The 26439-nt window shown below is 63.1% G+C and carries 24 protein-coding genes; 19 read left to right on the plus strand and 5 right to left on the minus strand.

What is annotated here, in order from left to right; genetic code table 11:
* Positions 1–189: a DUF2065 domain-containing protein gene (locus LB566_RS23075; protein WP_224627361.1), complete on the plus strand. Its 189-nt coding sequence runs from the start codon at positions 1–3 to the stop codon at positions 187–189.
* Between the two features lie 144 nt (positions 190–333).
* The gene (locus tag LB566_RS23080; RefSeq protein WP_140495341.1) at positions 334–1848 is read left to right on the plus strand and encodes a DegQ family serine endoprotease; all 1515 of its coding nucleotides are present in this window, start codon (positions 334–336) and stop codon (positions 1846–1848) included.
* A 39-nt stretch (positions 1849–1887) separates the two neighbouring features.
* On the opposite strand, the gene LB566_RS23085 is transcribed toward LB566_RS23080, so the two are convergent.
* Both LB566_RS23085 and serB read right to left on the minus strand, forming a co-directional pair.
* Positions 1888–2460, minus strand: coding sequence for a GNAT family N-acetyltransferase (locus LB566_RS23085; protein WP_224627363.1), 573 nt, complete (start codon positions 2458–2460; stop codon positions 1888–1890).
* Complete coding sequence (gene serB / locus LB566_RS23090; protein WP_224627365.1) at positions 2457–3344, minus strand: phosphoserine phosphatase SerB; 888 nt, start codon at positions 3342–3344, stop codon at positions 2457–2459. The genes LB566_RS23085 and serB overlap by 4 nt, the downstream gene beginning before the upstream one ends.
* Between serB and miaA the strand changes: the two genes are divergently transcribed.
* On the plus strand, positions 3328–4299 hold the full coding sequence (gene miaA, locus LB566_RS23095; protein ID WP_224627367.1) for a tRNA (adenosine(37)-N6)-dimethylallyltransferase MiaA: 972 nt from the start codon (positions 3328–3330) through the stop codon (positions 4297–4299). The genes serB and miaA overlap by 17 nt on opposite strands.
* 106 nt (positions 4300–4405) lie before the next feature.
* Positions 4406–5197 carry a GGDEF domain-containing protein gene (locus LB566_RS23100; RefSeq protein ID WP_140553549.1) on the plus strand — a complete coding sequence of 264 codons (792 nt, stop codon included), beginning with the start codon at positions 4406–4408 and terminating at the stop codon, positions 5195–5197.
* Positions 5198–5419: 222 nt separating this feature from the next.
* On the opposite strand, the gene LB566_RS23105 is transcribed toward LB566_RS23100, so the two are convergent.
* Entirely contained in the window at positions 5420–7252 is a 1833-nt protein-coding gene (locus LB566_RS23105) for an ATP-binding protein (RefSeq protein WP_140553686.1), read from the minus strand.
* A 153-nt stretch (positions 7253–7405) separates the two neighbouring features.
* Between LB566_RS23105 and LB566_RS23110 the strand changes: the two genes are divergently transcribed.
* Genes LB566_RS23110 through LB566_RS23120 form a run of 3 tightly spaced genes read left to right on the plus strand, consistent with a single transcriptional unit; the run spans position 7406 to position 8856 of the window.
* Entirely contained in the window at positions 7406–7969 is a 564-nt protein-coding gene (locus tag LB566_RS23110) for an XRE family transcriptional regulator (protein ID WP_224627369.1), read from the plus strand.
* A 4-nt stretch (positions 7970–7973) separates the two neighbouring features.
* Positions 7974–8285, plus strand: coding sequence for a hypothetical protein (locus LB566_RS23115; RefSeq protein WP_224627371.1), 312 nt, complete (start codon positions 7974–7976; stop codon positions 8283–8285).
* Between the two features lie 49 nt (positions 8286–8334).
* Positions 8335–8856, plus strand: a complete 522-nt coding sequence (locus LB566_RS23120; RefSeq protein WP_224627373.1) for a GNAT family N-acetyltransferase — start codon at positions 8335–8337, stop codon at positions 8854–8856.
* A gap of 174 nt (positions 8857–9030) precedes the next feature.
* Here the strand turns inward: LB566_RS23120 and LB566_RS23125 are convergent, their stop codons facing one another.
* On the minus strand, positions 9031–10833 hold the full coding sequence (locus tag LB566_RS23125) for an NAD(P)/FAD-dependent oxidoreductase (protein ID WP_224627375.1): 1803 nt from the start codon (positions 10831–10833) through the stop codon (positions 9031–9033).
* A 444-nt stretch (positions 10834–11277) separates the two neighbouring features.
* On the opposite strand from LB566_RS23125, the gene LB566_RS23130 reads away from it, so the two are divergent.
* The 9 genes from LB566_RS23130 to LB566_RS23170 all read left to right on the plus strand — a co-directional run bounded on the left by LB566_RS23130 (position 11278) and on the right by LB566_RS23170 (position 22053).
* Positions 11278–13059 carry an acetolactate synthase 3 large subunit gene (locus LB566_RS23130; RefSeq protein WP_140553557.1) on the plus strand — a complete coding sequence of 594 codons (1782 nt, stop codon included), beginning with the start codon at positions 11278–11280 and terminating at the stop codon, positions 13057–13059.
* 82 nt (positions 13060–13141) lie between these two features.
* Positions 13142–13714 carry an acetolactate synthase small subunit gene (gene ilvN / locus LB566_RS23135; RefSeq protein WP_023676680.1) on the plus strand — a complete coding sequence of 191 codons (573 nt, stop codon included), beginning with the start codon at positions 13142–13144 and terminating at the stop codon, positions 13712–13714.
* Between the two features lie 110 nt (positions 13715–13824).
* Entirely contained in the window at positions 13825–14421 is a 597-nt protein-coding gene (locus LB566_RS23140; RefSeq protein WP_140553558.1) for a LysE family translocator, read from the plus strand.
* Positions 14422–14636: 215 nt separating this feature from the next.
* Positions 14637–15923 (plus strand): efflux RND transporter periplasmic adaptor subunit, encoded by a 1287-nt coding sequence (locus LB566_RS23145; RefSeq protein ID WP_224627384.1) that lies wholly within the window; start codon positions 14637–14639, stop codon positions 15921–15923.
* Positions 15920–19081 (plus strand): efflux RND transporter permease subunit, encoded by a 3162-nt coding sequence (locus LB566_RS23150; RefSeq protein ID WP_224627386.1) that lies wholly within the window; start codon positions 15920–15922, stop codon positions 19079–19081. Before LB566_RS23145 ends, LB566_RS23150 begins: the two co-directional genes overlap by 4 nt.
* Before the next feature lie 73 nt (positions 19082–19154).
* Complete coding sequence (gene nthA / locus LB566_RS23155; RefSeq protein ID WP_140553561.1) at positions 19155–19760, plus strand: nitrile hydratase subunit alpha; 606 nt, start codon at positions 19155–19157, stop codon at positions 19758–19760.
* 14 nt (positions 19761–19774) lie between these two features.
* A complete protein-coding gene (nthB, locus tag LB566_RS23160; RefSeq protein ID WP_224627389.1) occupies positions 19775–20434 on the plus strand; it encodes a nitrile hydratase subunit beta in 660 nt (219 codons plus the stop codon).
* Positions 20421–20783 (plus strand): nitrile hydratase accessory protein, encoded by a 363-nt coding sequence (locus tag LB566_RS23165; RefSeq protein WP_224627391.1) that lies wholly within the window; start codon positions 20421–20423, stop codon positions 20781–20783. The genes nthB and LB566_RS23165 overlap by 14 nt, the downstream gene beginning before the upstream one ends.
* Before the next feature lie 142 nt (positions 20784–20925).
* Positions 20926–22053 (plus strand): ATP-dependent RecD-like DNA helicase, encoded by a 1128-nt coding sequence (locus tag LB566_RS23170; RefSeq protein WP_140553563.1) that lies wholly within the window; start codon positions 20926–20928, stop codon positions 22051–22053.
* Here LB566_RS23170 and LB566_RS23175 read toward each other — a convergent pair.
* Entirely contained in the window at positions 22046–22453 is a 408-nt protein-coding gene (locus tag LB566_RS23175) for an STAS/SEC14 domain-containing protein (protein ID WP_224627401.1), read from the minus strand. The genes LB566_RS23170 and LB566_RS23175 overlap by 8 nt on opposite strands.
* 112 nt (positions 22454–22565) lie before the next feature.
* Between LB566_RS23175 and LB566_RS23180 the strand changes: the two genes are divergently transcribed.
* The 3 genes from LB566_RS23180 (at position 22566) to LB566_RS23190 (ending at position 26410) form a co-directional block, all read left to right on the plus strand.
* Positions 22566–23306, plus strand: coding sequence for a pyridoxine 5'-phosphate synthase (locus tag LB566_RS23180; protein WP_224627403.1), 741 nt, complete (start codon positions 22566–22568; stop codon positions 23304–23306).
* Positions 23307–23409: 103 nt separating this feature from the next.
* Complete coding sequence (locus tag LB566_RS23185) at positions 23410–25329, plus strand: potassium transporter Kup (RefSeq protein WP_140495382.1); 1920 nt, start codon at positions 23410–23412, stop codon at positions 25327–25329.
* 40 nt (positions 25330–25369) lie between these two features.
* Positions 25370–26410, plus strand: coding sequence for an SDR family oxidoreductase (locus tag LB566_RS23190; protein ID WP_224627405.1), 1041 nt, complete (start codon positions 25370–25372; stop codon positions 26408–26410).
* Positions 26411–26439: the final 29 nt, after the last annotated feature.

Here is a 26439-nt window from a genome sequence, read left to right on the forward strand (position 1 = left end):
GTGCAGGATTTCTTCGCGGCAATAGGCCTGATCCTCGTCATCGAGGGCCTAGTCTATGGCGGCTTTCCCGGCTTCGCCAGGAAGCTGGCGGGCGAGGTGCTGTCATTGCCGGAGAATGCATTGCGGATTGCCGGGCTGGTGGCGATCGGAGCCGGCGTCGGCGTCGTCTGGCTGGTTCGCGGCGGATAGGAGCGGCGGTTTGCGCAATAACGCGGGATTTACACTCTGCCGATAGCCACAGCCGCAAACGTGCCTTATTTCTTGCCATCATGGCGCGACACGGCGTTTTCGTCGAAGCGCTTTTCTCTTTCAGAAATGCCGGGAGGCTTCTCGATGACATCCAACACCCTTTTGCGCGCGGCTCGACGCACTTTCGTCGCCGGCGCGGCAGCGCTTCTTCTGGGCACCGTGGCCGTCCCAGCCTTCGTGACGCCGACAATGGCCGCCGATGGGCCTGCTTCGGTGGCCGACCTGGCGCAAGGCCTGCTCGGCGCGGTGGTCAACATCTCGACCTCGCAGACGGTGAAGGGCACGGAAGGTCCGGGCGCGGTGCCGATGCCGCAGCTCCCCGAAGGCTCGCCATTCCAGGATTTCTTCGACGATTTCTTCAAGAACCGCGGCGGCGACAAGGACAATGGCTCGCAGAAAGTGCAATCGCTCGGCTCGGGTTTCGTCATCGACGCCGAGCAGGGCATCGTCGTCACCAACAACCATGTCATCGCCGATGCCGACGACATCGAGGTCAATTTCTCCGATGGAGTCACGCTGAAGGCGACGCTGGTCGGCACCGACACCAAGACCGATGTCGCGGTGCTCAAGGTTGATCCGAAGGGCCACAAGCTGACGGCGGTGAAGTTCGGCGATTCCACCAAGATGCGCGTCGGCGACTGGGTGATGGCGATCGGTAATCCGTTCGGCCTCGGCGGCACGGTCACGGTCGGCATCGTCTCGGCGCGTAACCGCGACATCAATTCGGGCCCCTATGACGACTTCATCCAGACCGATGCCGCGATCAACCGCGGCAATTCGGGCGGGCCGCTGTTCAACAGCGCCGGCGAGGTCATCGGCATCAACACCGCGATCATTTCGCCGTCCGGCGGCTCGATCGGCATCGGCTTCTCCATCCCCTCGCAGCTCGCATCGGGAGTTGTCGAGCAACTGCGCCAATATGGCGAAACGCGGCGCGGCTGGCTTGGCGTGCGCATCCAGCCGGTGACCGATGATATTGCCGAGAGCCTCGGCATGGCGACCGCCAAGGGCGCGCTGGTCGCCGGCGTCATCAAGGGTGGACCGGTCGACAACGGCACCATCCAGGCCGGCGACGTCATCATCAAGTTCGACGGCAAGGACATCCACGAAATGCGCGACCTGCCGCGTGTGGTCGCGGAGAGCCCGGTCGGCAAGGCGGTCGACGTGCTGATCGTGCGCAAGGGTGTCGAGCAGACGGTGAAGGTAACACTCGGCCGGCTCGAGGACAGCGAGAAGCTCGCCAGCGGCGAAAACGGCAACACCGACCAGGACAAGGGCGACAAGGCGCCGGCGGTTTCGACGGCCTCAGTGCTCGGCATGACCGTCGGCGAACTGAACGACGATACGCGCAAGAAGTTCAGCATCGCCGCCGATGTTTCGGGCGTCGTCATCACCGATGTCGCCAAGGACTCGGCCGCGGCTGAACGCGGCATCCAGCCGGGCGAGGTGATCACCGAAATCGCGCAGGAATCGGTCGCCACGCCCAAGGATGTGATGGATCGGATCGGCGCGCTGAAGGAGCAGGGACGCAAGAACGCACTGCTGATGCTGGCGTCCAAGACCGGTGAGCTGAGGTTTGTGACCATCCGGATGGATTGAATCCGGCACAGCCTGCAACAATCTGATTGAGGAGGGCGGTTAGCGAGCCGCCCTTTTTCTTGCCCGCCAATCCTTGTTCGTCAGCCTGTAGAACACATGCCGCTTGAGCGCGGAGTGGCTGTCGGGAGTGTCGGGATAGTCGAAATCGGCGGATGGATCGGCTGTCATGCCAAGGCGTTGCATGACGGCGGTCGAGCGGTGGTTGTTCGCGACCGCGAAGGAGACGATCTCGCCAAGGCCGAGTTTTTCGAAGCCGTAGGCCAGCCATGCCTCGGCAGCTTCCGTGACATAGCCCTTGCCCCAGAATTCGGGCGCCAGTCGCCAGCCGATCTCGATGGTGCCGGCGGGTAGAAATGGCAGATGGTCGGTCCCGGTGATCCCGACAAAGCCGATGCATTGACCTGACGCGGCGATCTCGGCGGCGGCGAAGCCATAGCCGTCCCGATCGATGATGGCCCGCAATTCGTCCATCTTGGCGTCGGCTGCGGCACGGTCGCGACGGAAGGGGAAGAACTCCATCACGCCTTCGTCGGAATTGATGCGGTGGAACAGCTCGCGGTCGCGATCCTCCCAGTTGCGCAGGATCAGGCGTTCGGTGCGCATCGGCTTCATTGCACGAATTCTTCCTGCCTATAGCCTTGCAGATAGAGCAATGCGGTCAGGTCGCCATGGTCGATGCGAACCTTTGCCTGTGCGGCCACCATCGGTTTGGCATGCAGCGCAACACCGGTGCCGGCAAGGCGGATCATGTCGAGATCGTTGGCCCCGTCGCCGACAGCGATGGCATCGGCCGGGGTGAGGCCGAGACGCGCCGTGATCTCGATCAGGGCCTCGGCCTTGGCGGCGCGGCCGAGGATCGGCTCGCCGACCAGTCCGGCAAAGAAGCCATCCTGTTCGAGCAGGCGGTTGGCGCGGTTTTCATGGAAGCCGAGCATGGCGGCGATGCGTGAGGTGAAGACCTCGAAGCCGCCCGAGACCAGTGCGGTCCAGGCGCCGTTGGCCCGCATCGTCTGCACTAGCGCGCGGCCGCCGGAGGCCAATGTCAACCGGTTGGCAACGATCAGATCGACCACGGCCGCATCGAGCCCCTTGAGCAACGCCACGCGCTCGCGCAGGGCGGGCTCGAAGGCGATCTCGCCATTCATCGATCGTGCGGTGATCGCCGCGACGTGCTCCTTGACGCCGATCTCGTCGGCCAACTCGTCGATGCATTCCTGGTCGATCATGGTCGAATCCATATCGGCGATGAGGATCTTCTTGCGGCGCGTTGCCGACTGCTGGACGATCACGTCGATCGGCTCGGCGGCCAGCGCCGCGCGCAGACCGGCGGTCGCCTCGTCGGCTTGCGTACTCGCCGGCAGTGCGAGATCGCAGGCAATGTCTTCGGCCAGCCAGCGAACAGTGCTTGCGCCCACCGACCGTGAGGCCATATTCGCAAGCGATGGCGACAAGGCACGATCGGCGGGATGGGAAACAAGCGTGGCAACAAGCGGCATCGATAATTCCGGTGCGGATGCGGGCGAAGGCCGCGTGAAGAACGCGATCCTGATAGCCGGGCCGACCGCCAGCGGCAAGTCGGCGCTGGCGCTCGATGTGGCCGAACGTGCCGGCGGCGTGATCGTCAACACCGATTCCATGCAGGCCTATTCGGTTCTCGACGTGTTGACCGCCCGACCGGAGGCGGCCGACCTCGCTCGGGCACCGCATTATCTCTATGGGCATGTCCATCCCGGCATCGCCTACTCGACCGGCGCATGGCTGCGCGACGTGACGAAGCTGATCGAAGACGGCGCGCTCTCGCGGCGACCGATCTTCGTCGGCGGCACCGGCCTTTACTTTCGCGCGCTGGCCGAGGGCATTTCGGAAATGCCCGACATTCCGCGGCAGGTGCGCGACCGTTGGCGCTACGAGTTGAAGGAGCAAGGCGCCGTCAAACTGCATGGCATCCTGCTGCGAGAGGATTCCAGGGCTGCCACCCAGTTGAAGCCGACCGACAGCCAGCGCATCGTGCGGGCGCTCGAAGTGCTCGACGCTTCCGGCCGCTCCATCCTGGACTGGCAGGCCGCGCGGGGCCGGCCGCTCATCGACAGACAGACGGCTCGCTTCTTCGTCATCGAGCCGGACCGGGCCGCTCTGGTCGGACGCATCGAAAGGCGTTTCGACCAGATGCTGGCCAAGGGCGCGCTGGACGAAGTCAGGGAAATCGCATCGCTTCGTCTCGATCCGCAATTGCCGGCGATGAAGGCGATCGGCGTTCGTGAACTGCAAGCGGCAATGGCCGGACAATCTGGTTTTCCCGAGGCGATCGAGCGCGCCAAGATCGCAACCAGGCAATATGCCAAGCGGCAGACGACCTGGTTTCGGCACCAGCTAGGACCGGAATGGCAAAGATTGCACCCTGGTGACGATATCGAAACCACAATCCAAACGCTTGTTGCTAATGCAACCTAGAAAGCTGATCCTTCACGGAAAGGTTCTCGTTGTGGTTGTCGAAATTAACCCTCCGTAAGGCCCGCCATGCCATAAGGTCGATGGGCATTTTTCCATCGGGGAGCAGATGCGTTTCCACAAGGCGGAATCGGCGTTTTTCGTCTTTATCTTCGTGATCCTGGCCGCCGGCCTGGTGACGCTGCATGCCTATGGACTGCTGCAATCCTTTGCCACCGAACTGCACACGGCCGCCGGCCTGGACAAGGTCATCTACCTCAACAAGCTGCTTTTCGCGACGGGCGTGCTGCTCGCGACCGCGCTGTTCTTCGGCATCTTCTTCATCTACCCGCTGATCCGCAAGCAGGCGACGGAGGAAGGCAAGCTGCGCGCCATGACCGTGTCGCTGAGCGCCCGCTCCGAGACGTTCGAACATGCGGCGCTGACAGACAGCCTGACCGGCATGCAGAACCGGCGCTATTTCGACGACGCGCTGAAGGAATATCTCGAAGAGTTCAAACGCATCGAGAAACCCGTCGGGCTGATGATCCTCGACCTCGATCATTTCAAGCAGGTCAACGATACACATGGCCACGACGTCGGCGACGAGGTACTGAAGGCCGTCGCCAGCTGTCTCAAGGACATGACGCGCTACCATGACGTGGTGGCGCGATTGGGCGGTGAGGAATTCGCCGTGGTCACACCCAACATGGAGGCGGAATTGTTGTCGAAATTCGCCGAGCGCATCCGCAAGGCGATCGCCAACATGTCGGTTCTCTCGGGCAATGTCCGGCTCAAGATCACCACCAGCGTCGGCCTTGCCGTCTGGGACCGCAAAGAGACGGCGGAAGAATTCTATCGCCGCGCCGACCGCCAGCTCTACGAGGCCAAGAGGCAGGGCCGCAACCGCGTCTGCGCCTGAAATCCCGAAGAAGAATTCATGAGGCCGGTTGCCTGACGCGGCTTTCTCGACTTCCGGCGCTCACGGACTGAATGTCCGCTCCGCTCCGGCTTCTCGAAAACCACGCCATCCAATCCGGCCTGATGAATTCCCTTTTCGGGATTTAACCAAGCTGGTTCGAGATGTGAAGCCCTTGGAAGCTTGTGTGCGGCTTCCCGGCCGGTCATCAGAGAGCTTGCAGGCTCAATCGTTCTGGGGGCGCATGCCGAATGTGGCGGGCTTGAGGCCGTAGCGCATGTCGAAATCATCGTCCGATTGCACGCGTGCGGCCGGCGGCTTGCGGTAGTCGGGATCGCCAGCCTGGCGGCCAGAATCGACCACTTCGGCAAAGGCCATCGCCTGCTGCTGCGGCTTTGGAACGTTGCGAAGCCGTTCCACGATCGTCACCAGATCGACATCGTCGCCGGTTTTCGACGACATGGCTTGTTCGCGCTTGGCCGTGCCGGGGATCAGTTCAGCCGGCAGTCTCTCGAACTTCAGCCGCATCGTCGTCGCCACGCCTTCGCCGAAGGCGATCGCTTCGCGCTGGCCCATGGACGACAGGAAAGCAAGCGTGGAGGCGGACGAGTCGGCGATGGCCGAGCGGATGATCGCCTGGTCCTGCTCATTGGCGAGCCGCATGGCGAAAAAGGTCGAGCACTGCGACAGGATGGTCGGGTCGAGTTCGCCCGGGCGCTGGGTGACGACGCCGAGATAGCAGCCATATTTGCGGCCTTCCTTGGCAATGCGCGACAGCGCGTGCCTTGTCGGCGCGAAGCCGAGGCGCGCATCGGCCGGCATGTAGCGATGCGCTTCTTCGCACAGCAATAGGAGCTGCAGCTTGCCCTCGCTCCACAGCGCAAGGTCGAACGCCAGGCGCGCCAGCACCGAACAGACGGAATTGACCACTTCGGACGGCATGCCGGCCATTTCGAAACAGGTCACCGGGCGGCCGTTATGCGGCACGCGGAAGATGTTGCCGATCGTCTCGTGGATGGTGTCCTCGATCAGGCGCGAGTTGAACATGAAACGGTAGCGCGGATCGGCTGCCGCCGATTCGATGCGCGTCTTCAGCGATTTGAGCGTCGGGCGCTCGTTCTTGCTTTCGAGCATGCCCATACGCTCGTCAATCTGCTTGAGCAGATCGGCAATGCGGTAGGGCACTGGCGTATCGGCGGTCAGCGCATCGCTGCCGCGCCTGAGATAGGCACCGGAATTGGGGTTGCGATAGAGGTTTTTGGCGAGCGGAATGAGGTCGCGCAGCGCATCGATCTCGTCGGGCACGGTCTCGCGGCCGCGAAACAGAACCTCGGCGAACTCCTCGAGCCGGAACATCCAGAACGGAAGGTCGAGCGTCTTGGAATCAACCTTGACGCAATATTCGGGCAGCGATGCGGCGAATTCATTGTGCGGATCGAGGATCAGGATGCGCAGATCCGGCCGCGCCGCGATCGATTTGCGCAGCAGCAGCGAGACGGCGGTGGACTTGCCGACGCCGGTGGTGCCGACAATGGCAAAGTGGCGCGCCAGCGTGTCGTCGATGGCGATGTTGGCAGCGATCGCCTCGTCCTGCGACAGCGAGCCGATGGTGATCGAATGACGCCCGGCGAGATCGTAGACGGCCTGCAGGTCACGGCTGCGGATGCGGTGCGCGATGGCGCCGATATGGGGATAGGTGGTGATGCCGCGGTCGAAGATCGGCTTGGAGCCGGGTTCGGCGCCGTCGCGCACTTCGCCGATCAGCTCGATGCTGACCTCGATGGCGTTCTGGCCTTCGCTGTTCCAGGCGCGATCCGACTTGCCGATCGCATAGACCAGGCCGACGGTGCGCGTCGTGCCGAGATTGACCGAGATCATCTTGCCGACCGTCCACAGGCCGGTCACCGCGCCGTCGACGTCGTCCGCAAAGGCGCTGATGGTGGCCCGCGCGCCGTCGCATTGCACGACATTGCCCAGGATGCGCCTGTCGTTCTGTTCGGCGTTGCGGCGCTCCTGCGATGTCGGTTCTCCGACCGAGGCTTCGCGTTCGACATACATGGACAGGCCATCCCCATTTTCCCTCACGTCGAAGCCTACAGGAACGGGGTTAAGGTCGAGTGTGGCCGGATGGTGTAGGGAGGATTAAGAAGCCGGCGAAAATTGTCGCGACAAGGCTCTTTTCCAGCGATCGGTTTTCGTTATAATAGACGAATGGACGATATAGCGAACGACATCTCCTCGACAATCGGCAGACGGATACACGCCGAGAGGACGATACGGGACTGGTCCCTGGCCGAGGTCGCCGAGCGCTCCGGCGTCTCCAAAGCCATGCTGAGCACGATCGAGCGCGGCATGACCAGCCCGACGGCAGCGCTCCTGGTGCGGATCGCCGCCGCCTTCGGCATGACGCTGTCGACCCTTATCGCACGCGCGGAATTGCAGGGTGGGGGCTTGCTGCGGGCTGACGCGCAGCCCGTCTGGCGCGATCCCGACACCGGCTATGTCAGGCGGCATCTTTCGCCGGCCGGCGACATGCCGCTCGAACTGATCAGGGTTCATCTGCCGGCGGGCGCCAAGGTCAGCCTGCCCGCGGCGTCCTACGCTTTCATCAAACAGCAGATATGGCTGATCTCCGGACGGCTCGAATTCACCGAGGGCGATCTGGTGCACAGGCTCGAGCCCGGCGACTGTCTGGCGCTCGGCGCGCCGTCGGACTGCACCTTCCATGCACTCGAGGCGGGCGCCGACTACCTCGTCGCGCTGGTCAAGGGCTGACATCATGGCCGCGAGACGTCCGAAGCGCTCCCACAATGGGGGACCGCCGCTCGACGACTACAAGGGACCGCCATGGGGCAAGGGCGATCCTTATGTTTTCCTGGCCTGGCAGGCCGCGCATGCCAAGGCGTGGAAAGCACCGAGCCGCGACGTCATTTTGATGCGCGTGGACAAGGCGGAACGGCTGGGACTCACCTATGAGGAATACACGCTCGAGCTCCTCGAGCGTGGACGCCACCTTCAGGAAGAGGACACCGAACGCATCGCCGCGATCAAGGCGGCACGCAAGCGAAGGCGATTCAGCGCTTTCGATTGACGCCAGTTCGACCGTATCGATCCTTCCATCTCAGCCAGGCAGAACGAGCATGCATTCCATCGAGATCAGAATGTTGACGCAGGACGCGCGAACACAGGCGTTGCTTGGCGATCTTCTGGTCGAAACGGTTGCCGCGGGCGGGTCGGTGAGCTTCATGCATCCGCTGGCGCCGGAAACCGCCCGCAGGTTCTGGGACACGTCGCTGACGGCGGCCGCAAGAGGCGAGCGGGTGGTGCTTGGCGCGTGGGAGGCAGACACGCTGGTCGGCACGGTCACGCTGCTGCTCGACTGTCCGCCCAACCAGCCGCACCGGGCCGAGATCGCCAAGCTGATGACGCGCCTCGATCGTCGAGGCAAAGGCGTGGCGACCCGCCTGATGCAAGTGGCCGAGTCCCTTGCGGTGGAGAGGGGCCGCACACTTCTGGTTCTGGATACGGCGACCGAAGAGGGGGCGTCCGGGCTCTATGAGAGGCTGGGCTTCACGCTGACCGGGGAAATACCGGACTATGCATTGAAGCCCCATGGCGGGCTGACCGGCACGCTCATCTACTGGAAGCGCATCGGCCGATGACCTCATGCCGGAGACGGCTCGCCGAGACGCGACAGCAGCCATTGGCGGAAATCCTGCTCCGGCACCGGTCAGTTGCGCGATCGGTGCCTTGATCAGAAAATGCCCCGATGTGCTCGGGAAAGGGAGGTGCGGTCCAAACCGCGCCTCCCTCGGCTGTTTGCCGCCACAACGGGCTTATGCCTTGTGGTGAACCTGCTGCAGCCCATAGACGGGCGTCGCAATGCCTTCGTGCCTCGCCTTCAACTGCAGCGACAGGAACTGCGAATAATGGCGTGATTGGTGCAGGTTGCCGCCATGGAACCAGAGCGCCTCCTGCTGCGTCGGCTTCCACATGTTGCGCTGCTCACCTTCCCATGGGCCGGGGTCCTTGGTGGTGTTCGAGCCGAGCCCCCAGCATTTGCCGACCTTGTCGGCAACCTCCTTTGAGATCAACTCGGCCGCCCAGCCATTCATCGAGCCGTAGCCGGTGGCGTAGACGATGACGTCCGCCGGCAGTTCGGTGCCATCGCTGAGCAGGATGGAATGTTCTTTGATCTCGGCCACGTCGACGCCGCTCTTGAGTTTGATGGCGCCGTCGATGATCAACTGCGAAGCGCCGATATCGATATAGTAGCCGGAGCCACGCCTGAGATATTTCATGAACAGGCCGGAGCCATCGTCGCCCCAGTCGAGCATGAAGCCGGCCTTTTCCAGGCCCTTGTAGAATGCCGCGTCGCGCTCCTTCATCTTCTCATAGAGCGGAATCTGGAACTCGTGCAGGATCTTGTAAGGTAGGGAGGCAAAGATAAGGTCGGCCTTGGCGGTGGTCATACCATTCTGCACCGCCTGCTCCGAGTAGAGAGCGCCAAGCCCGATGTCCATCAGCGTGTCGGATCTGACGATGTGGGTGGTCGAGCGCTGCACCATGGTGACGTCGACGCCGGCTTCCCACAGTGCCGCGCAAATGTCGTGCGCGGAATTGTTCGAGCCGATGACGACGACCTTCTTGCCGGCGTATTGGTCGGGGCCGGGGTGCTTCGAGGAGTGGTGCTGATCGCCCTTGAAATTCTCCATGCCCTTGAACTTCGGCAGGTTGGGACGGCCTGACATGCCGGTCGCCAGCACCAGCTGCTTCGGCTTCAGCGTGATGTCCTTGCCGTCGCGGCGGACGACAACCGTCCATTCCTTCTTCTCCTCGTCATAGGAAGCGCTCTTGGCCTCGGTTGAGGACCAGTAATTCAGTTCCATCACCTTGGTGTACATTTCCAGCCAGTCGCCGATCTTGTCCTTGGGCGAGAACACCGGCCAGTTCCGGGGAAAATCGATGTAGGGCAAATGATCGTACCATACCGGATCGTGCAGGCAGAGCGACTTGTAGCGCTTGCGCCAGCTGTCGCCGGCACGTTCATTCTTCTCGATGATGATCGTCGGCACGCCGAGCTGCCGGAGCCGCGCGCCAAGCGCGATGCCGCCCTGGCCGCCGCCGATGATGACCGTATAGGGCTGCGTCTTGAAGCCAAGCTCGGCCGCTTCCTTTTCGCGCTCTTCCTTCCAGGTCGGGCGGTTCTTGCCGGAGCCGTGCTTGGCGCCCATCGGCCGGGCGAAGCCGGCCGGCTCTTCATGCCCTTTCAGCTCGACCATTGTGGTCAGCAGCGTCCAGATCTTGCCGTCCTTCAACCTGATATGGCCGAAGCCGCGCGCCACGTCGGTCTCGAAGCTGATCCAGCCGTCGATCACCCCGTTCGCCTCGGTCGCGTCCTCGCCCCTGGCGATCGCAAAATGCGAGGGCTTCGTCTTCGACAGCTGGCTTTCCAGCATGTCACGCACCTGATAGCGGCCTTCCATGGTCTTGATGTTCCAGGTGAAGGTGACGAGGTCGCGCCAATAACAATCTTCCTGGAAGCATTCGACCGCCTTGTCGATGTCGCCGGCGGCGAGGGCCGCGCCAAATCGTTCTAGAAGGTCGGAAAGCTTCCTGTTCGGGGCCTTGTCGAGCATCAGTTTCCTCCGCGTTTTTGTTGATCGGCCTCGTTGCGAGCTGCCTTTGCCGAGCTTGGGGTCCGGCCTCGGGCAGTATCGCGGCAAACCATGGGCCGCGTCACGTCGCCAAATAGTTCGCTTTGTTTTCAGTAGCTTGACCAGCAACCCGGCGTCGAGCCGGGTCTAAATGACGGCGTGCGCCTGCTTCGTGCCATGCACCGGGCAAGCCGCCATGAAAGCGGAATCGACCCCATTGACGAACGGCCGCTTTCACCCTTATGGTTCGCCACCATGAAAAAGGCACTCATTCTCGTAGGAAGGCGCGTGGGCAAGGCGGTGTAACCGCCGGGCGAAAACCTCCCATGCGCACACACAGGCTCCCTCGGGGGCCTTTTTTATTGCCTGAAACACGACTAAACGACCAGCAAATCGCCAGATGGCGGACAGTACGGGACCAAACCGATGAGCAACGGACAGAGCGAGCGGCGCGAAATGACTGGCGCCGAAATGGTGGTGCAGGCGCTGAAGGACAATGGCGTCAAGCATGTGTTCGGTTATCCGGGCGGCGCGGTTCTCCCGATTTATGACGAGATCTTCCAGCAGGACGACGTCGAGCACATCCTGGTGAGGCACGAGCAGGGCGCAGGCCACGCGGCCGAGGGCTATGCGCGCTCGACCGGCAAGGCAGGCGTCATGCTGGTGACATCGGGTCCGGGCGCGACCAACGCGGTGACGCCTTTGCAGGACGCGCTGATGGATTCGATCCCGCTGGTGTGCCTGACCGGCCAGGTGCCGACCTCGCTGATCGGTTCGGACGCTTTCCAGGAGTGCGACACGGTCGGCATCACGCGCCCTTGCACCAAGCACAATTGGCTGGTGAAGGACGTCAACGAACTTGCCGCAACCATCCATGAGGCCTTCCATGTCGCCACCACCGGCCGTCCCGGTCCTGTCGTGGTCGATATCCCGAAGGACGTGCAGTTCGCCAAGGGCTTTTACGTTTCTCCGCAAACCGCGCCACGCACCAGCTATCAGCCGAAGGTGCAGGGTGATCTGGAGAAGATCAAGGCTGCGGTCGAGCTGTTGGCCGGTGCCAGGAAACCGATCATCTATAGCGGCGGCGGCGTCATCAACTCCGGTCCGGAAGCGAGCCATCTGCTGCGCGAGCTGGTCGACCTCACCGGCTTCCCGATCACCTCGACGCTGATGGGGCTCGGCGCCTATCCGGCATCGGGCAAGAACTGGCTCGGCATGCTCGGCATGCACGGCACCTACGAAGCCAACATGGCCATGCATGACTGCGACGTGATGATCTGCATCGGTGCGCGCTTCGACGACCGCATCACCGGCCGGCTCAACGCGTTCTCGCCGAACTCGAAGAAGATCCATATCGACATCGATCCGTCCTCGATCAACAAGAACGTCCACACCGACGTGCCCATTATCGGCGATGTCGGCCGGGTTCTGGAGGATCTCGTGCGGCTGTGGCGGGCGACCGCCAAGGCCGACAAGAAGGCGCTCTATCCCTGGTGGGAGCAGATCGCCAAATGGCGCGCGCGCGACTCGCTCGCCTATAAGATGAACAACGACGTGATCATGCCGCAATATGCCATCCAGCGGCTCTACGCCCTGACCAAGGACATGGACACCTACATCACGACGGAGGTCGGCCAGCACCAGATGTGGGCGGCCCAGCACTACCATTTCGAGAAGCCGAACCGCTGGATGACGTCCGGGGGGCTCGGCACGATGGGTTACGGCCTGCCGGCGGCACTCGGCGTGCAGATCGCTCATCCGAACGCGCTGGTCGTCGATATCGCCGGCGACGCTTCGGTGCAGATGACGATGCAAGAGATGAGTGCCGCGGTGCAGTTCGACGCGCCGATCAAAATCTTCATTCTCAACAACCAGTATATGGGCATGGTGCGGCAGTGGCAGCAGCTGCTGCACGGCAACCGGCTGTCGCATTCCTACACCGAGGCGATGCCTGATTTCGTCAAGCTGGCCGAAGCCTATGGCGGCCACGGCATCCGCTGCGACAAGCCGGACGAACTGGACGATGCCATCAAGGAGATGATCTCGGTCAGGAAACCGGTGCTGTTCGATTGCCGCGTGGCGACGCTCGCCAACTGCTTCCCGATGATCCCGTCGGGCAAGGCGCACAATGAGATGCTCTTGCCGGACGAGGCCACGGACGAGGCGGTGGCCAACGCCATCGACGCCAAGGGCAGGGAACTGGTGTAGCAGCGGACAGAGGCAGGGCTGTCGCGAGAAGCCGTGCGTAAACAGAGATTAGACCCTAGAGTTTGAAGTCGAGATTCACATCATGAACGCACAGCTACAACCGACCGGCTCCGCCTATTTCATCGCCAAGGAAACGGAAAAGCCCGAGAACCACACGCTTTCCGTGCTGGTCGACAACGAGCCGGGCGTGCTTGCCCGGGTCATCGGCCTGTTTTCCGGGCGCGGCTACAACATCGAGAGCCTGACGGTCTCGGAAACCGAGCATGAGAAACATCTGTCGCGCATCACCATCGTAACGCGCGGCACGCCGCATGTGCTGGAGCAGATCAAGCACCAGCTCGAGCGCATCGTGCCGGTCCACCGCGTCGTCGACCTCACCGTGCGCTCGCAGGAATTCGGCCAGGAACGGCCGCTGGAGCGGGAACTGGCGCTGGTCAAGGTCGCCGGCACCGGCGAGGCCCGCGTCGAGGCGCTACGGCTCGCCGACGCCTTCCGCGCCAGCGTCATCGACGCCAACACCGAGCATTTCATCTTCGAGATCACCGGCAAGGGCTCCAAGCTCGACCAGTTCATCGCCATCATGAAGCCGCTCGGCCTGGTCGAGATCTGCCGCACCGGCGTGGCGGCGATGAACCGTGGCCCGCAGGGGATGTAGCACCGGTCAGTTTCCCCACAGCGTGACGAGGGGCTCGGCCACCGGCCGAGGGTGGCCTTTATGCGGTCGTTGGAAAGAGACAATAATACTGGCTTATCCGGGAGGATATCATGTCGCTCGACGCATTCCTCGCCTTGCTTGTCTACGCCTTCGTGACCTCGATCACGCCCGGGCCTAACAATCTGATGCTGCTCGCCTCAGGTGTGAATTTCGGCCTGGTGAGGAGCGTGCCGCATATGTTCGGCATCAGCATCGGCTTTCTTGTCTTGCTGCTGGCGGTCGGCCTGGGTCTTGGCGCCGTGCTGACCGCGTTCCCGGCGCTCCACACCGCGCTCAAGATCGCCGGCGCTGCCTACCTCCTTTATCTTGCCTGGAAGATCGCCATGTCGCGCTCGCTCAGCGGCAAAGGCGAAACGAAGGCGCGTCCGATGCGTTTCATCGAGGCGGCGGCGTTCCAGTGGGTCAATGCCAAGGCTTGGGTGATGGCAATCACCGCCATGGCCGTCTACTCCAACCCCGAGCATCCGTTCCTGTCGGTGGCCCTGATCTCGATTGCCTTCACCATCGTCAACCTGCCGAGCGTCTCGGTGTGGGCAGGGTTCGGTACCGCGCTGCGCGGCTTCCTGTCCGATCCAGTGCGGCTGAAATGGTTCAACATCGCCATGGGCGTGTTGCTGGCCGCGACGCTTTGGCCGATGCTGCGGTGAGCTGTCGAGGTTCGCGATCGGGCTTTTGCACGCGATCATAGTGGGCTGCCCATCCATTGTGCAGTGCACATTAAATCTTCGTAATGCCGTGTTTTGGCCCTTTTCCGCCAAAGCCCTGTCCTATCTATTCAGCGAAATCGCGGCAGGCAGCCGTGATTTGAGCTAGAATACGACCACCTGGCTATGGCGTGTCGGACGGAGAGGGTCTTTTGTCGATGCGTGGAAAAGTCATTCTTTCATTGCTTGCAGTCGCCTGCGCAGGCGCGGCCTGGCTCTATCTGTCTCCCGACACGCTGAGCAGGGCCCGGCAGACCATCGGTGCAAAGCAGGTCGCGTCGGACAAGCCGGCGCCGGATAGGCAGGATCCGCAGGCAGGGGCCAAGCAGGCGGCTGGCGGCACTGGCGCCCGTTCGGCCTCGATCATCTCGGCCACGGCAACGACGGCCGATTTCCCGGTCCGGCGCTACGCCATCGGCTTCGTCTCCTCTCCCGCCGTGGTCAGCATCAACGCGCGGGTGTCCAGCCAGATCGTGTCGATCGACGTCAAGGACGGGCAGATGGTGAAAACCGGCGACCTCCTGTTTTCGCTAGATGACCGTGCCTTGAAGGCGCAACTCGCCAAGGATCAGGCGACGCTCGCCAAGGATCAGGCGCTGCTTGCCAGTTCGAATTCCGATCTTCAGCGCGCCAAGGATCTTGTCGCCAAGCAGGCCGGTACGCAGCAGACCTACGACCAGGCCGTTGCCACGCAGAAGGCGGCGGCAGCGACTGTCGATGCCGACAAGGCGACAATCGATGCAGACAATGTCCAGCTTGGCTTTGCCACGATTACCGCGCCGATTTCCGGCAGGCTTGGCGCGGTCAACGTTGCCGTGGGCGATCTCGTGACCACCAGCAATGGCAGCAGCAGCACCTCGACCCCGCTCGTCACCATCACCCAGATGGATCCGCTGCAGGTGAACTTCAACCTGCCCGAAAGCAACCTTGCGCTGCTGCACAAGGCACTGGCAAAGCCACAGCAAGGGGCAGTGACCTTGACCCAGGACGGCGACCCGACACCGATCGGCAAGGGCACGCTCGATTTCGTGGATTCCAGCGTCGATACCGCTTCCGGCACCATCGCAACACGAGCCAGCATACCCAACGCCGATCTGTCGCTGTGGCCGGGCCAATATGTGAATGTCGTGCTCGACGCCGGCATCATGCCGCAGATGACGTCCGTCCCCACGGTCGCGGTGCAACCCAGCCAGAAGGGGCCGTTCGTCTACGTGGTCAAGCCTGACAACACAGTCGAAATGCGGCCGGTGCAAGTGGCGCTGACCGAAGGTCAGAACAGCGCCATCAGCGATGGCCTGAAAAGCGGCGAGAAGGTTGTCATCGAAGGCCAGACGCGACTGAAGAACGGGGCTGCCGTGCACGAAGGCAAGGCATCGGCCAGATCCGGCGACCAGGCAGCACCCAAGGTTGCGCAAGCTGACAAGGCCGGCGAGGCCGCCCAATGATCTCCGAGTTCTGCATTCGCAGGCCTGTCGCCACCCTCCTGATGTCGTTCGCCCTCGTTCTAGGCGGGCTGTTCGCCTACAAGTTCCTCCCGGTGGCCGCGCTGCCCAGTGCCGAATTCCCTGTCGTCAACGTCTCGGCACAGCTGCCCGGCGCCTCGCCGGAAACGATGGCAACGTCGGTGGCGACGCCGCTGATCAAGCAGTTCGCCACCATTGCCGGCATCGATTCGATCTCGACCACCAACTCGCTCGGCCAGACCTCGATCGCCATCCAGTTCGTGCTCAACCGCGACATCGATGCCGCGGCCGCGGACGTGCAGGCAGCGATCGCGCGCACGCAAAGATCGCTGCCGCCCCAGATGACCTCGCCGCCGAGCTACCGCAAGGTCAATCCGGCCGACGCGCCGATCCTTTTGATGTCGCTGGTCAGCGATACGGTTCCGCTGACCGATCTCGATGCTTTCGCCGAAAACGTCATCTCGCCGTCGCTGTCGACCATCGACGGCGTGGCGCAGGTCTCCATCTTCGGCCAGCAGAAATATGCAGTCCGCATCCAGATCGATCCGACCGCGCTTGCCGCGCGCGGCATTTCGATCGACCAGCTGCAGGCGGCGATCGCATCCGCCAACTCCAATACCCCGCTGGGCGTTCTGAAGAACAACAAACAGCAGCTGACGATCACGGCCAATACGCAGCTGACCGACGCCGCCGGATTCTCCAACCTCATCATCGCCACCAAGAACGGTCATCCGGTGCGGCTGGGCGAGGTGACACGCGTCGTCGATTCGGTGCAGACCACGACGACTGCGAGCTGGTATGACGGCACGCGCGCGATCATCATGGCGGTGCAGCGCCAGCCCGACGCCAACACTGTCGACGTCGTCGACAAGGTCAAGGCGATGCTGCCGTCCTTCCAGGACCAGATGCCGGCCGCCGCCCAGATCAAGCTGCTCAACGACCGTTCGACCTCGATCCGCCAGGCCGTGGACGACGTGCAGTTCACGCTGCTGTTGACCATCGCGCTGGTGGTCATGGTGATCTTCGTGTTCCTGCGCCGCGTGACGGCGACAATCATCCCGGCCGTGGCGGTGCCGATATCGTTGATCGCCACGCTCGGCGCGATGTTCCTGTTCGGCTTTTCCATCGACAACATCTCGCTGATGGGCCTGACACTCGCGGTCGGCCTCGTCGTCGACGACGCCATCGTGATGCTGGAAAACATCTTCCGCCATATGGAGGAGGATGGGTTGTCGGCGTTCGATGCGTCGCTGAAGGGCGCGCGCGAAATCGGCTTCACCATCATATCGATTTCGATCTCGTTGGTGGCCGTGTTCATTCCGGTGCTTCTGATGGGCGGCGTGATCGGGCGCATCTTCAACGAGTTCGCCGTCGTGGTGACGGTCGCCATCCTGGCGTCGATGTTCGTGTCGCTGACGCTGACGCCAATGCTGTGCTCGCGGCTGCTGTCGGTGACTAAGGCCGACCGGGAGGCGCATGGCGATGGCCATAGGCGCGATTTCATCACCCGCGGCTACGACCGGGTCTTGAGCTTCTGCCTGCGGCACACCTTCCTGGTGTTCCTGGTCTTCATAGGCACCGCGGCGGCGTCGGTGTGGCTGATCGAGGTCTCGCCGAAGGGCTTTTTCCCGCAGGAGGATATCGGCCAGATATCGGTGACGACCATCGCGCGCCAGGACATCTCGTTCGACGCCATGGCAAAGCTGCAAGGGCAGGTGGCCAGCGTCTTCTCGCATTCGCCCTATGTCGATCATGTGGCTTGGTCGGCGGGCAGCGGCAACAATGCGCTCAACCAGGGGCAGCTTTTCGTCCAGCTCAAGGGCAAGGACCAGCGGCCCAATATCGAGAAGGTGCTTGCGGATCTGCGCAAGCAACTGGCCGGCGTGGCGGGCATCGAGACCTACATGCAGCCGGTGCAGAATTTGCGGCTGGGTTCGCGCTCGTCGGCCAGCGCCTACCAGCTCGTGGTTCAGGGCCTCGACACCGGCCAGACCGATATCTGGGCGCAGAAACTGAATGACGCGATGGCGGCCGATCATGCGACCTTCACCGACGTCACCAGCGACTTGCAGAACAATGCGCTGCAGGCGACGCTGGTGGTGGATCGCGACAAGGCGGCCCAGCTCGGCATCGACACCGACACGCTGCGCTCGGCGCTGTATGGCGGGTTCGGCACCGACCAGGTTTCGACAATCTTCGGCTCCGCCGACAGCTACGAAGTCATCACCGAGCTCGATCCCAAGATCGAGTGGTCGCCGGAGCGGATGCTGGCCATCCAGATGAGGACGGCGAGCGGCTCCCTGGTTCCGCTTGGCGCCTTCGCCCGGGTCGATCGCACGGCCGGCGCCTTGACGGTCAACCAGCTCGGCCAGCTTCCGGCCGTGACGATCTCCTACAATCTGCCGCAAGGCGTGGCGCTCGGCGACAGCGTGAGCCGCATCAACGCGCTCAAAGAGCAGATCGGCATGCCGGAGACGATCTCGACCAGCTTCGCCGGCACGGCCAAGACCTTCCAGGACTCGCTCGCCAACCAGGGCCTGCTGATCGGCGGCGCGATCCTGACCATCTATATCGTGCTCGGCATTCTCTATGAGAGCTTCATCCATCCGCTCACGATCCTCACAGGCTTGCCATCGGCTGTGCTGGGGGCGGTTGTCGCCTTGCGCTTCGCCGGCATGGACCTGTCCGTCATCGCGGTGATCGGCATCCTGATGCTGATCGGCATCGTCAAGAAGAACGGCATCATGATGGTCGACGTCGCGCTCGAATTGCGACGAGAAGGCATGTCGGCCACCGAGTCCATCCACAAGGCCTGCCTGATGCGGTTCCGGCCGATCATGATGACGACGCTGGCCGCCTTGATGGGCACGTTCCCGATCGCGCTCGGCACGGGCGCCAGCGCGGAGCTGCGCCAGCCGTTGGGCGTCGCCGTCGTCGGCGGCCTGCTCGCCTCGCAGGCTCTGACCCTGTTCGTCACACCGGTGATCTATGTCTACATGGAGCATTTCTCGGGTTGGCTGCTGGGGCTATTTCCGAAGCGAAAGGCCGAGTTGCACCTGGTCGAAGGGGGGGATCAGCCTTCGCTGTTCGACGGCGATGACGAGAGGCAGGGCGAGCCGCAGAAGGCGGCTGCGGAGTAGGATCCGCATCGCGCCCGCTGGCCCAAGCCGTCATGCTTGCGGCCGACGGATAGGAGAGCCATAATTTGTCGCCATGTCCCACGATCATGACCACGACAACGAGCTCGATCCGTTTGCCGCCCGCGTGCGCGCGCTGGAAACCATTCTCACCCGCAAGGGATTGATCGATCCGGCCGCGATCGATGTCATCGTCGATACCTACGAGACCAAGATCGGTCCGCGCAACGGCGCGAGGGTGGTGGCCAAGGCCTGGAGCGATCCCGCTTTTGCCGAGTGGCTGAAGCGCGATGCGACGGCAGCGATCGGATCGCTGGGTTACACCGGCCGCCAGGGCGAGCACATGCAGGCGGTGTTCAACACCGAAGAGACGCACAATCTCGTCGTCTGCACGCTGTGCTCCTGCTATCCGTGGTCGGTGCTCGGCCTGCCGCCGGTCTGGTACAAGGCGCCGCCCTATCGCTCGCGCGCGGTCATCGATCCGCGCGGCGTGCTTGAGGAATTCGGGCTGACGCTACCGGCCTCGACAAAGATACGCGTATGGGATTCGACCGCGGAGTTGCGCTATCTCGTCGTCCCGATGCGGCCGCAAGGAACCGAAGGCTGGAGCGAGGAGCGGCTGGCCGAACTGGTAAGCCGTGATGCCATGATCGGCACCGCGCTGGCCAAAGTACCGGAATAAAGGGGGGAGCCGGCATGAACGGGCCGCAGGACCTCGGCGGACAAATGGGATTCGGGCCGGTGGCGCCGGAGCGGGACGAGCCGTATTTCCATGCCGACTGGGAGCGGCGGGCGCTCGGCGTGACGCTCACCGCCGGCGCAATGGGTGCCTGGAATATCGATGAGAGCCGGCATGCGCGGGAATCGCTGCATCCGGCCGACTATTATGCCTCCAGCTACTACCAGATATGGATCAAGGCGCTGGAAACCCTGCTCAAGCGCCATGGTTTCGTAAGCGAGCGTGATCTCAAGGCAGGCGAGGCGATCGATCCAGCGGCGACGCCCAAAAGAGTGCTGAAGGCCGACGACGTTCCGGCCGTTCTGGCTAAGGGCGCTCCGTGCAACCGGCCTGTGGGGACGACCCCACGCTTCAAGGCCGGCGACCGCATACGAACCAGGAATTTCAACCCGACCGGCCACACCAGGCTGCCGCGCTACGCCCGCGGCAAGCGTGGGAGGATTGAAGCGGTGCGCGAAGGCTTTGTGTTCCCCGACACCAACGCGCATGGGCAAGGCGAAAACCCGCAATGGGTCTATACGGTGGTCTTCGACGGAGCCGAGATCTGGGGTGACGGGGCCGATCCGACGCTGACCGTGTCCATCGATGCCTGGGAGAGCTATCTTGAACCGGCCTGAGGCGACCGGGCCTGCCGGTTTGCCCGCCGGCCTCGATGCGCCCATCTTCGCCGAGCCCTGGCAGGCCGAAGCCTTCGCGATGACGGTGGCGCTGCACGACAAGGGCCTGTTTTCGTGGAGCGAGTGGGCGCAGGCGCTGTCAGCCGAAGTGAAGAAACCCGGTGCCGCGGCTGACGGCCATGACTATTACGAACATTGGTTGGCGGCGCTGGAAGGGCTACTAGCGTCGAAAGGATTGGCCGCCAAGCCCGATGTCGATGCAATGGCGCGGGCCTGGGAGCGCGCAGCGCATGCCACCCCGCACGGCAAGCCGATCCTGCTGGAGAACGATCCGCACGCCGTCATCTGATCGCGCGTACATGGCGCCCCTGTTCCCTTTACGTTCCCGTGCTCGCCTGATAGGCTGAAGCGCAGGGCGTTCGCCACCAGGCTGCGTCGATGGCGATGGCGGCTATCTTGTCTTTCCCTCGCGAATCCGGTCACACGATCAGATGGAATTTTCACCCCAACAGGACGAGGCGCTGCAAGCGGTCGCGCGCTGGCTCAAGGCCGGCAAGCCGCAATTGTTCCGGCTGTTCGGCTACGCCGGCACCGGCAAGACGACGCTGGCGCGCTATTTCGCCGAACATGTCGACGGGCAGGTGCAGTTCGCCGCCTTCACCGGCAAGGCCGCGCAGGTGCTGCGCTCGAAGGGCGCGGTCAATGCCCGCACCATCCATTCGCTGATCTACAGGCCCAAGGGCGAGGAATCGGTCGAAGACGAGGTGACCGGCAAGACGTCGATGTCGCCGACCTTTTCGCTCAACCGGCAGAGCCCGATCTCGCGTGCGAAACTGGTCATCATCGATGAATGCTCGATGGTCGACGAGCAGCTTGGCCGTGACCTGATGAGCTTCGGCACGCCGATCCTGGTGCTGGGCGATCCCGGCCAGTTGCCGCCGATCTCGGGCGGCGGCTTCTTCACCGACCACGAGCCGGATTTCCTGCTCACCGAAATCCACCGGCAGGCGCGGGACAATCCGATCCTGCGGCTGGCGCTCGACGTGCGCGAGGGGCGCGAATTCATGCGCGGCGACTACGGCACGGCGCAGGTGATCGGCAAGGAAGACGTCAACCAGGAGCTGGTGCTGAGGGCGGACCAGGTGCTGGTCGGCACCAACCGCACGCGCCGCCGCTACAACCAGCGCCTGCGCGAGCTCAAGGGGTTCAATGCCGACTATCCGCAGGCCGGCGACAAGCTGGTGTGCCTGCGCAACGACCCGGCCAAGGGCCTGCTCAACGGCTCGCTGTGGAAGGTGATGACCTCGTCGCGCGAGACAGTAAAACCTGGCATCAACCTTCTGGTGTCGCCGGAAGAGGATGATCCGGACCGCGGTGTCGCCAAGATCAAGCTGCTCAAGGCGGCTTTCGAGGATCCCGACGCCGATATCCCGTGGCAGCAGAAGAAGCGGTTCGACGATTTCGACTATGGCTATGCGCTGACCGTGCACAAGGCGCAGGGCTCGCAATGGAACGAGATCGTGCTGTTCGACGAGAGCTGGGCGTTCAAGGAGACGCGCCAGCGCTGGCTTTACACCGCGATCACCCGGGCGGCCGAACGGTTGACGATCGTCAGGTAGCGGAGCTCAGTTGCCTGGCGCCGAGCCATTGCCAGGCATCGGCCTCGTCCTCGTCTTTGAAGTGCCTGAGTTCGACTGGCGGCGGGGTAGGGAGGAAGTCTCGCGCTTGCGCCGTCCAGTCCGGCTCGCCGATCGCGGCACAACGGCCGACATGCTCCACGGCCTGCACCGCGCCCTGTCTCAGCGTCTCGTCCGATATGTCGTTCCAGTCGACACCGTCATGATCGATCACGCGCACCAGCACATCGATTCGCGGGTGAAGCGCGTAGGCCGCTTCGAGCAGGCCGAACAGGTTTTCCGCGTCGGCCGCCGAGACATGGCCGACGATATCGATGGCGAAGAGATCCTCACGGTCCGTATCGATGCGCCGGATTGCCGGCACGGCTTCGAGGAAATTCAAGGGATCCTAACCTTTCACAAACGTCATCCGATCTTCTGGAACACCGGAAACCCCCTATCTGTTCCCGTCAAAGGCGGTATAGATGCGCCGAAATCGAGCAGGATCCGAAGCCATGCCCGCAAAGCTTTCCGTCAATCTCAACGCCATCGCCATGCTGCGCAACCGGCGCGACCTGCCGTGGCCTGATGTGATCAGGCTTGGCCGCATCGCGCTTGCGGCGGGAGCGCATGGGCTGACGGTGCATCCTCGCCCGGACGAGCGCCATACCCGCCGTTCAGACCTGCCTGAGATCAGGGCCTTGATCGACGATGAGTTCCCGCGGGCCGAATTCAACATCGAGGGCCATCCGACCGAGGATTTCCTGACGCTTGTGGAAAAGCACCAGCCGGAACAGGTAACCCTGGTGCCTGACGATCCCTCCCAGGCAACCTCGGACCATGGCTGGAACTTCATCGCCGATGCAGCGTTCCTGACACCGATCGTGAGACGCCTGAAGAAGTGCGGTTTCCGGGTCTCGTTGTTCTCCGATGCGGATCCCGCCGGCATAAACGCCGCGCGCGATACCGGCGCCGACCGTATCGAGCTTTACACGGGACCTTATGGCAGTTGTCATGCCGATTCCGCCAAGGCGGCCAAGGAGCTGGAAAGACTGGGAAAAACCGCCGATGCGGCCGTTGCCGCGGGCCTTGAGGTCAATGCCGGGCACGATCTGACGGTGGGCAACCTGCCGGCCCTGGCGCGACGCGTTCCGGCATTGGCCGAAGTGTCGATCGGACATGGGTTGACAGCCGACGCGTTGGAGTATGGCATGGCCGGCACGGTGGGCCGATTTCTCAGGGCTTGCGGGTGGTAATGGTGGCAGCCTCGCGTGCAAAGCATGGCAGCCATAACGCGACGGTACTTGATATTGCATCGCAGCAAGCGTAGAGCACCGCCCGCTTATCGGAGTGTCGTTCATGGCCCTTGCCAACACTGGTAGTGAGGCAGAAACCGTCGAACAATCGAGCCATCCTGAGATCGAGCAGCACAGCACCAAGGTGTTGATGCTCGGCGCGCTCGGCGTTGTTTACGGCGATATCGGCACCAGCCCGATCTACGCGTTCCGCGAGGCGCTGGTGGCGTCGTCGGGCGGCGAAGTGGCCGACCGTGGCGACATTCTTGGCGTTCTCTCGCTGATCATCTGGTCACTGACGATCATCGTCACCATCAAATACATCATGTTCGTGCTGCGCGCCAACAACCGCGGCGAAGGCGGCGTGCTATCGTTGATGGCATTGGCGCGCGGCAGTTTCCCGAAGCGCTCGGCGATCATTCTGGGCATCGGTATCGTCGGCGCCTCGCTGTTTTTCGGCGATGCCGTCATAACCCCGGCAATTTCGGTGCTCTCGGCGGTCGAGGGCATGAATGTCGTCACGCCGACGTTCCAGCCCTATGTCGTGCCGCTGACACTGGTCATCCTGGCGGTTCTGTTTTCGGTGCAGCGCTTCGGCACCGGCGGCGTGGCGCTGATCTTCGGCCCGATCACCGCGGTCTGGTTCCTGGCTATCGGCCTGTCCGGTCTCAACCATATCATCGCCGATCCGGAAATCCTGTGGGCGATCAGCCCGCACTATATCGTCGCCTTCCTGATCAATTCGCCCGATGTCGCCTTCGTCACCATCGGCGCCATCTTCCTTGCGGTCACCGGCGCCGAAGCGCTCTATGCCGATCTGGGCCATTTCGGCCGCAAGCCGATCGTGCTCGCCTGGCTGGCGATCGTGTTCCCTTGCCTGCTGCTCAACTATGCCGGCCAGGGCGCCTTCGTGCTGGCCAAGAACGGCGTGGTCGGACATCCCTTCTTCGAAATGAACGAAGGCTGGACGCTGATCCCGATGGTGGTGCTGGCGACCGCCGCGACGGTCATCGCCAGCCAGGCGGTGATTTCAGGCGCATTCTCGCTGACCAGGCAAGCGGTGCAGCTCAACATGCTGCCACGGCTGGAAATCCTGCACACGTCGGAAAAACAGTCCGGCCAGATCTACATGCCGCGCGTCAACCTGTTGCTGGCGCTGGTGGTGATGATGCTGGTGGTAGGCTTTGGCGAATCCAGCAGGCTGGCCTCGGCATACGGCATCTCGGTGACCGGCAACATGCTGGTGACCACGGTGCTGCTGTTTGTCGTCATGACCCGCATCTGGAAATGGCGGCTGTGGGTGGCGGTCGCGATGACAGCCTTGTTCGGTTTCATCGATGTCGGTTTCTTTGCTTCCAACATCGTCAAGGTGTTCGAAGGCGGCTGGGCCTCGCTGGCGGTGGCCTTCACCATCGTTCTGGCGATGTGGACCTGGGTGCGCGGCAGCCGTTATCTCTTCGACAAGACCCGCCGCAACGAGATCCCGCTCGATTTCCTGGCCGGCAATCTGTTGAAGAAGAAGCCGCAACTGGTATCCGGGACCGCGGTGTTCCTGACCAGCGATCCGCTGAGCGCGCCGACCGCGCTGATGCACAGCCTGAAGCACTACAAGGTCCTGCACGAGCAGAATGTGATCCTCTCGGTGGTGACCGCGCCGCAGCCGGTGGTGCCTGACAGCGATCGGGTCAAGATGGAGACGGTCAACGAGCTGTTCATGCGGGTGACGCTGACCTTCGGCTATATGGAGCAGCCCAATATCCCGCGCGCGCTGGCGATCTGCCGCAAGCAAGGCTGGAAGTTCGACATCATGACGACGTCCTTCTTCCTGTCCCGGCGCTCGCTGAAAGCCTCGCCCAATTCCGGCATGCCGGTGTGGCAAGACCGGCTGTTCATCGGGCTGGCGCGCACGGCGGCCGACGCCACTGAATATTTCCAGATACCGACCGGCCGTGTGGTAGAGATCGGCACGCAGGTGGCGATCTGACAGTCTCGATCGCCTTGGGCTGAGGCTTGGGGGGGCGGGCATGAGCGGCGAATTGGTGCTTGTCACCGGCGGATCTGGCTTTCTCGGCGCTCACTGTATCCTTGAACTGCTGAAGGCGGGCTACCGCGTGCGCACGACCCTGCGCTCGGCCAGGCGGCAAGCCGATGTCCTGGCCATGCTCAAGGCAGGTGGCGTCGAGCCGGATGGCCGGCTCTCCTTTGCAATCGCTGATCTCATGAGCGATGCCGGCTGGCTGCCAGCCGCTGCCGGCTGCGACTATGTCCTGCATGTCGCCTCGCCGTTCCCGCCCGGCGTGCCCAAGCATGAGGACGAACTGATCATTCCGGCCCGTGAAGGTGCGTTGCGGGTGCTGCGGGCGGCACGAGATGCCGGCGTCAGACGCGTCGTGCTGACGTCCTCCTTCGCGGCAATCGGCTACGGCAAGCTGCCGCCCGACGGCCGTGCGTTCACCGAGGAGAGCTGGACCGATCCGATGGGAAGGGTCAGCGCCTATGTGAAGTCGAAGACGCTCGCCGAGCGCGCGACCTGGGATTTTATCGCCGCCGAGGGGGACGGGTTGGAGCTTGCTGCCGTCAACCCCGTCGGCATCTTCGGGCCTGTGCTTGGCTCCGACCATTCGACCTCCACCGAATTTGTCCAACGCATGATGAATGGCGCCATGCCCGGGCTGCCGCGCCTGTCCTTCGGCGTCGTCGATGCACGCGACGTGGCGGACCTGCATGTCCGCGCCATGACCGATCCCGCTGCCAACGGCGAGCGCTTCCTGGCGGTCGCCGGCGATTTCATGACCGTGCGGGAAATCGCGCAAACCTTGAGAAAGCGGCTCGGCAATGCGGCGGCGCGCGTTTCGACCAGAGAGCTTCCCGATTGGCTGGTGCGCATGGTGGGACTGTTCAATCCGGAAGTCGCACAGCTCGTGCCTGAGCTGGGCAAGGTCAAGAATGCCACCAATGCCAAGGCGGTGCGCATGCTCGGTTGGAAACCGCGTTCGCGCGAAGACGCGCTGGCGGCGACCGGAGAGAGCCTTATCCGGCACGGCCTGATCAAAACATCGAAGTAGGGGGGCGGCGGTAAGTCGAGAACAGACTT

The organism is Mesorhizobium sp. CA13, assembly GCF_020165235.1.
Classification (GTDB): Bacteria; Pseudomonadota; Alphaproteobacteria; order Rhizobiales; family Rhizobiaceae; genus Mesorhizobium.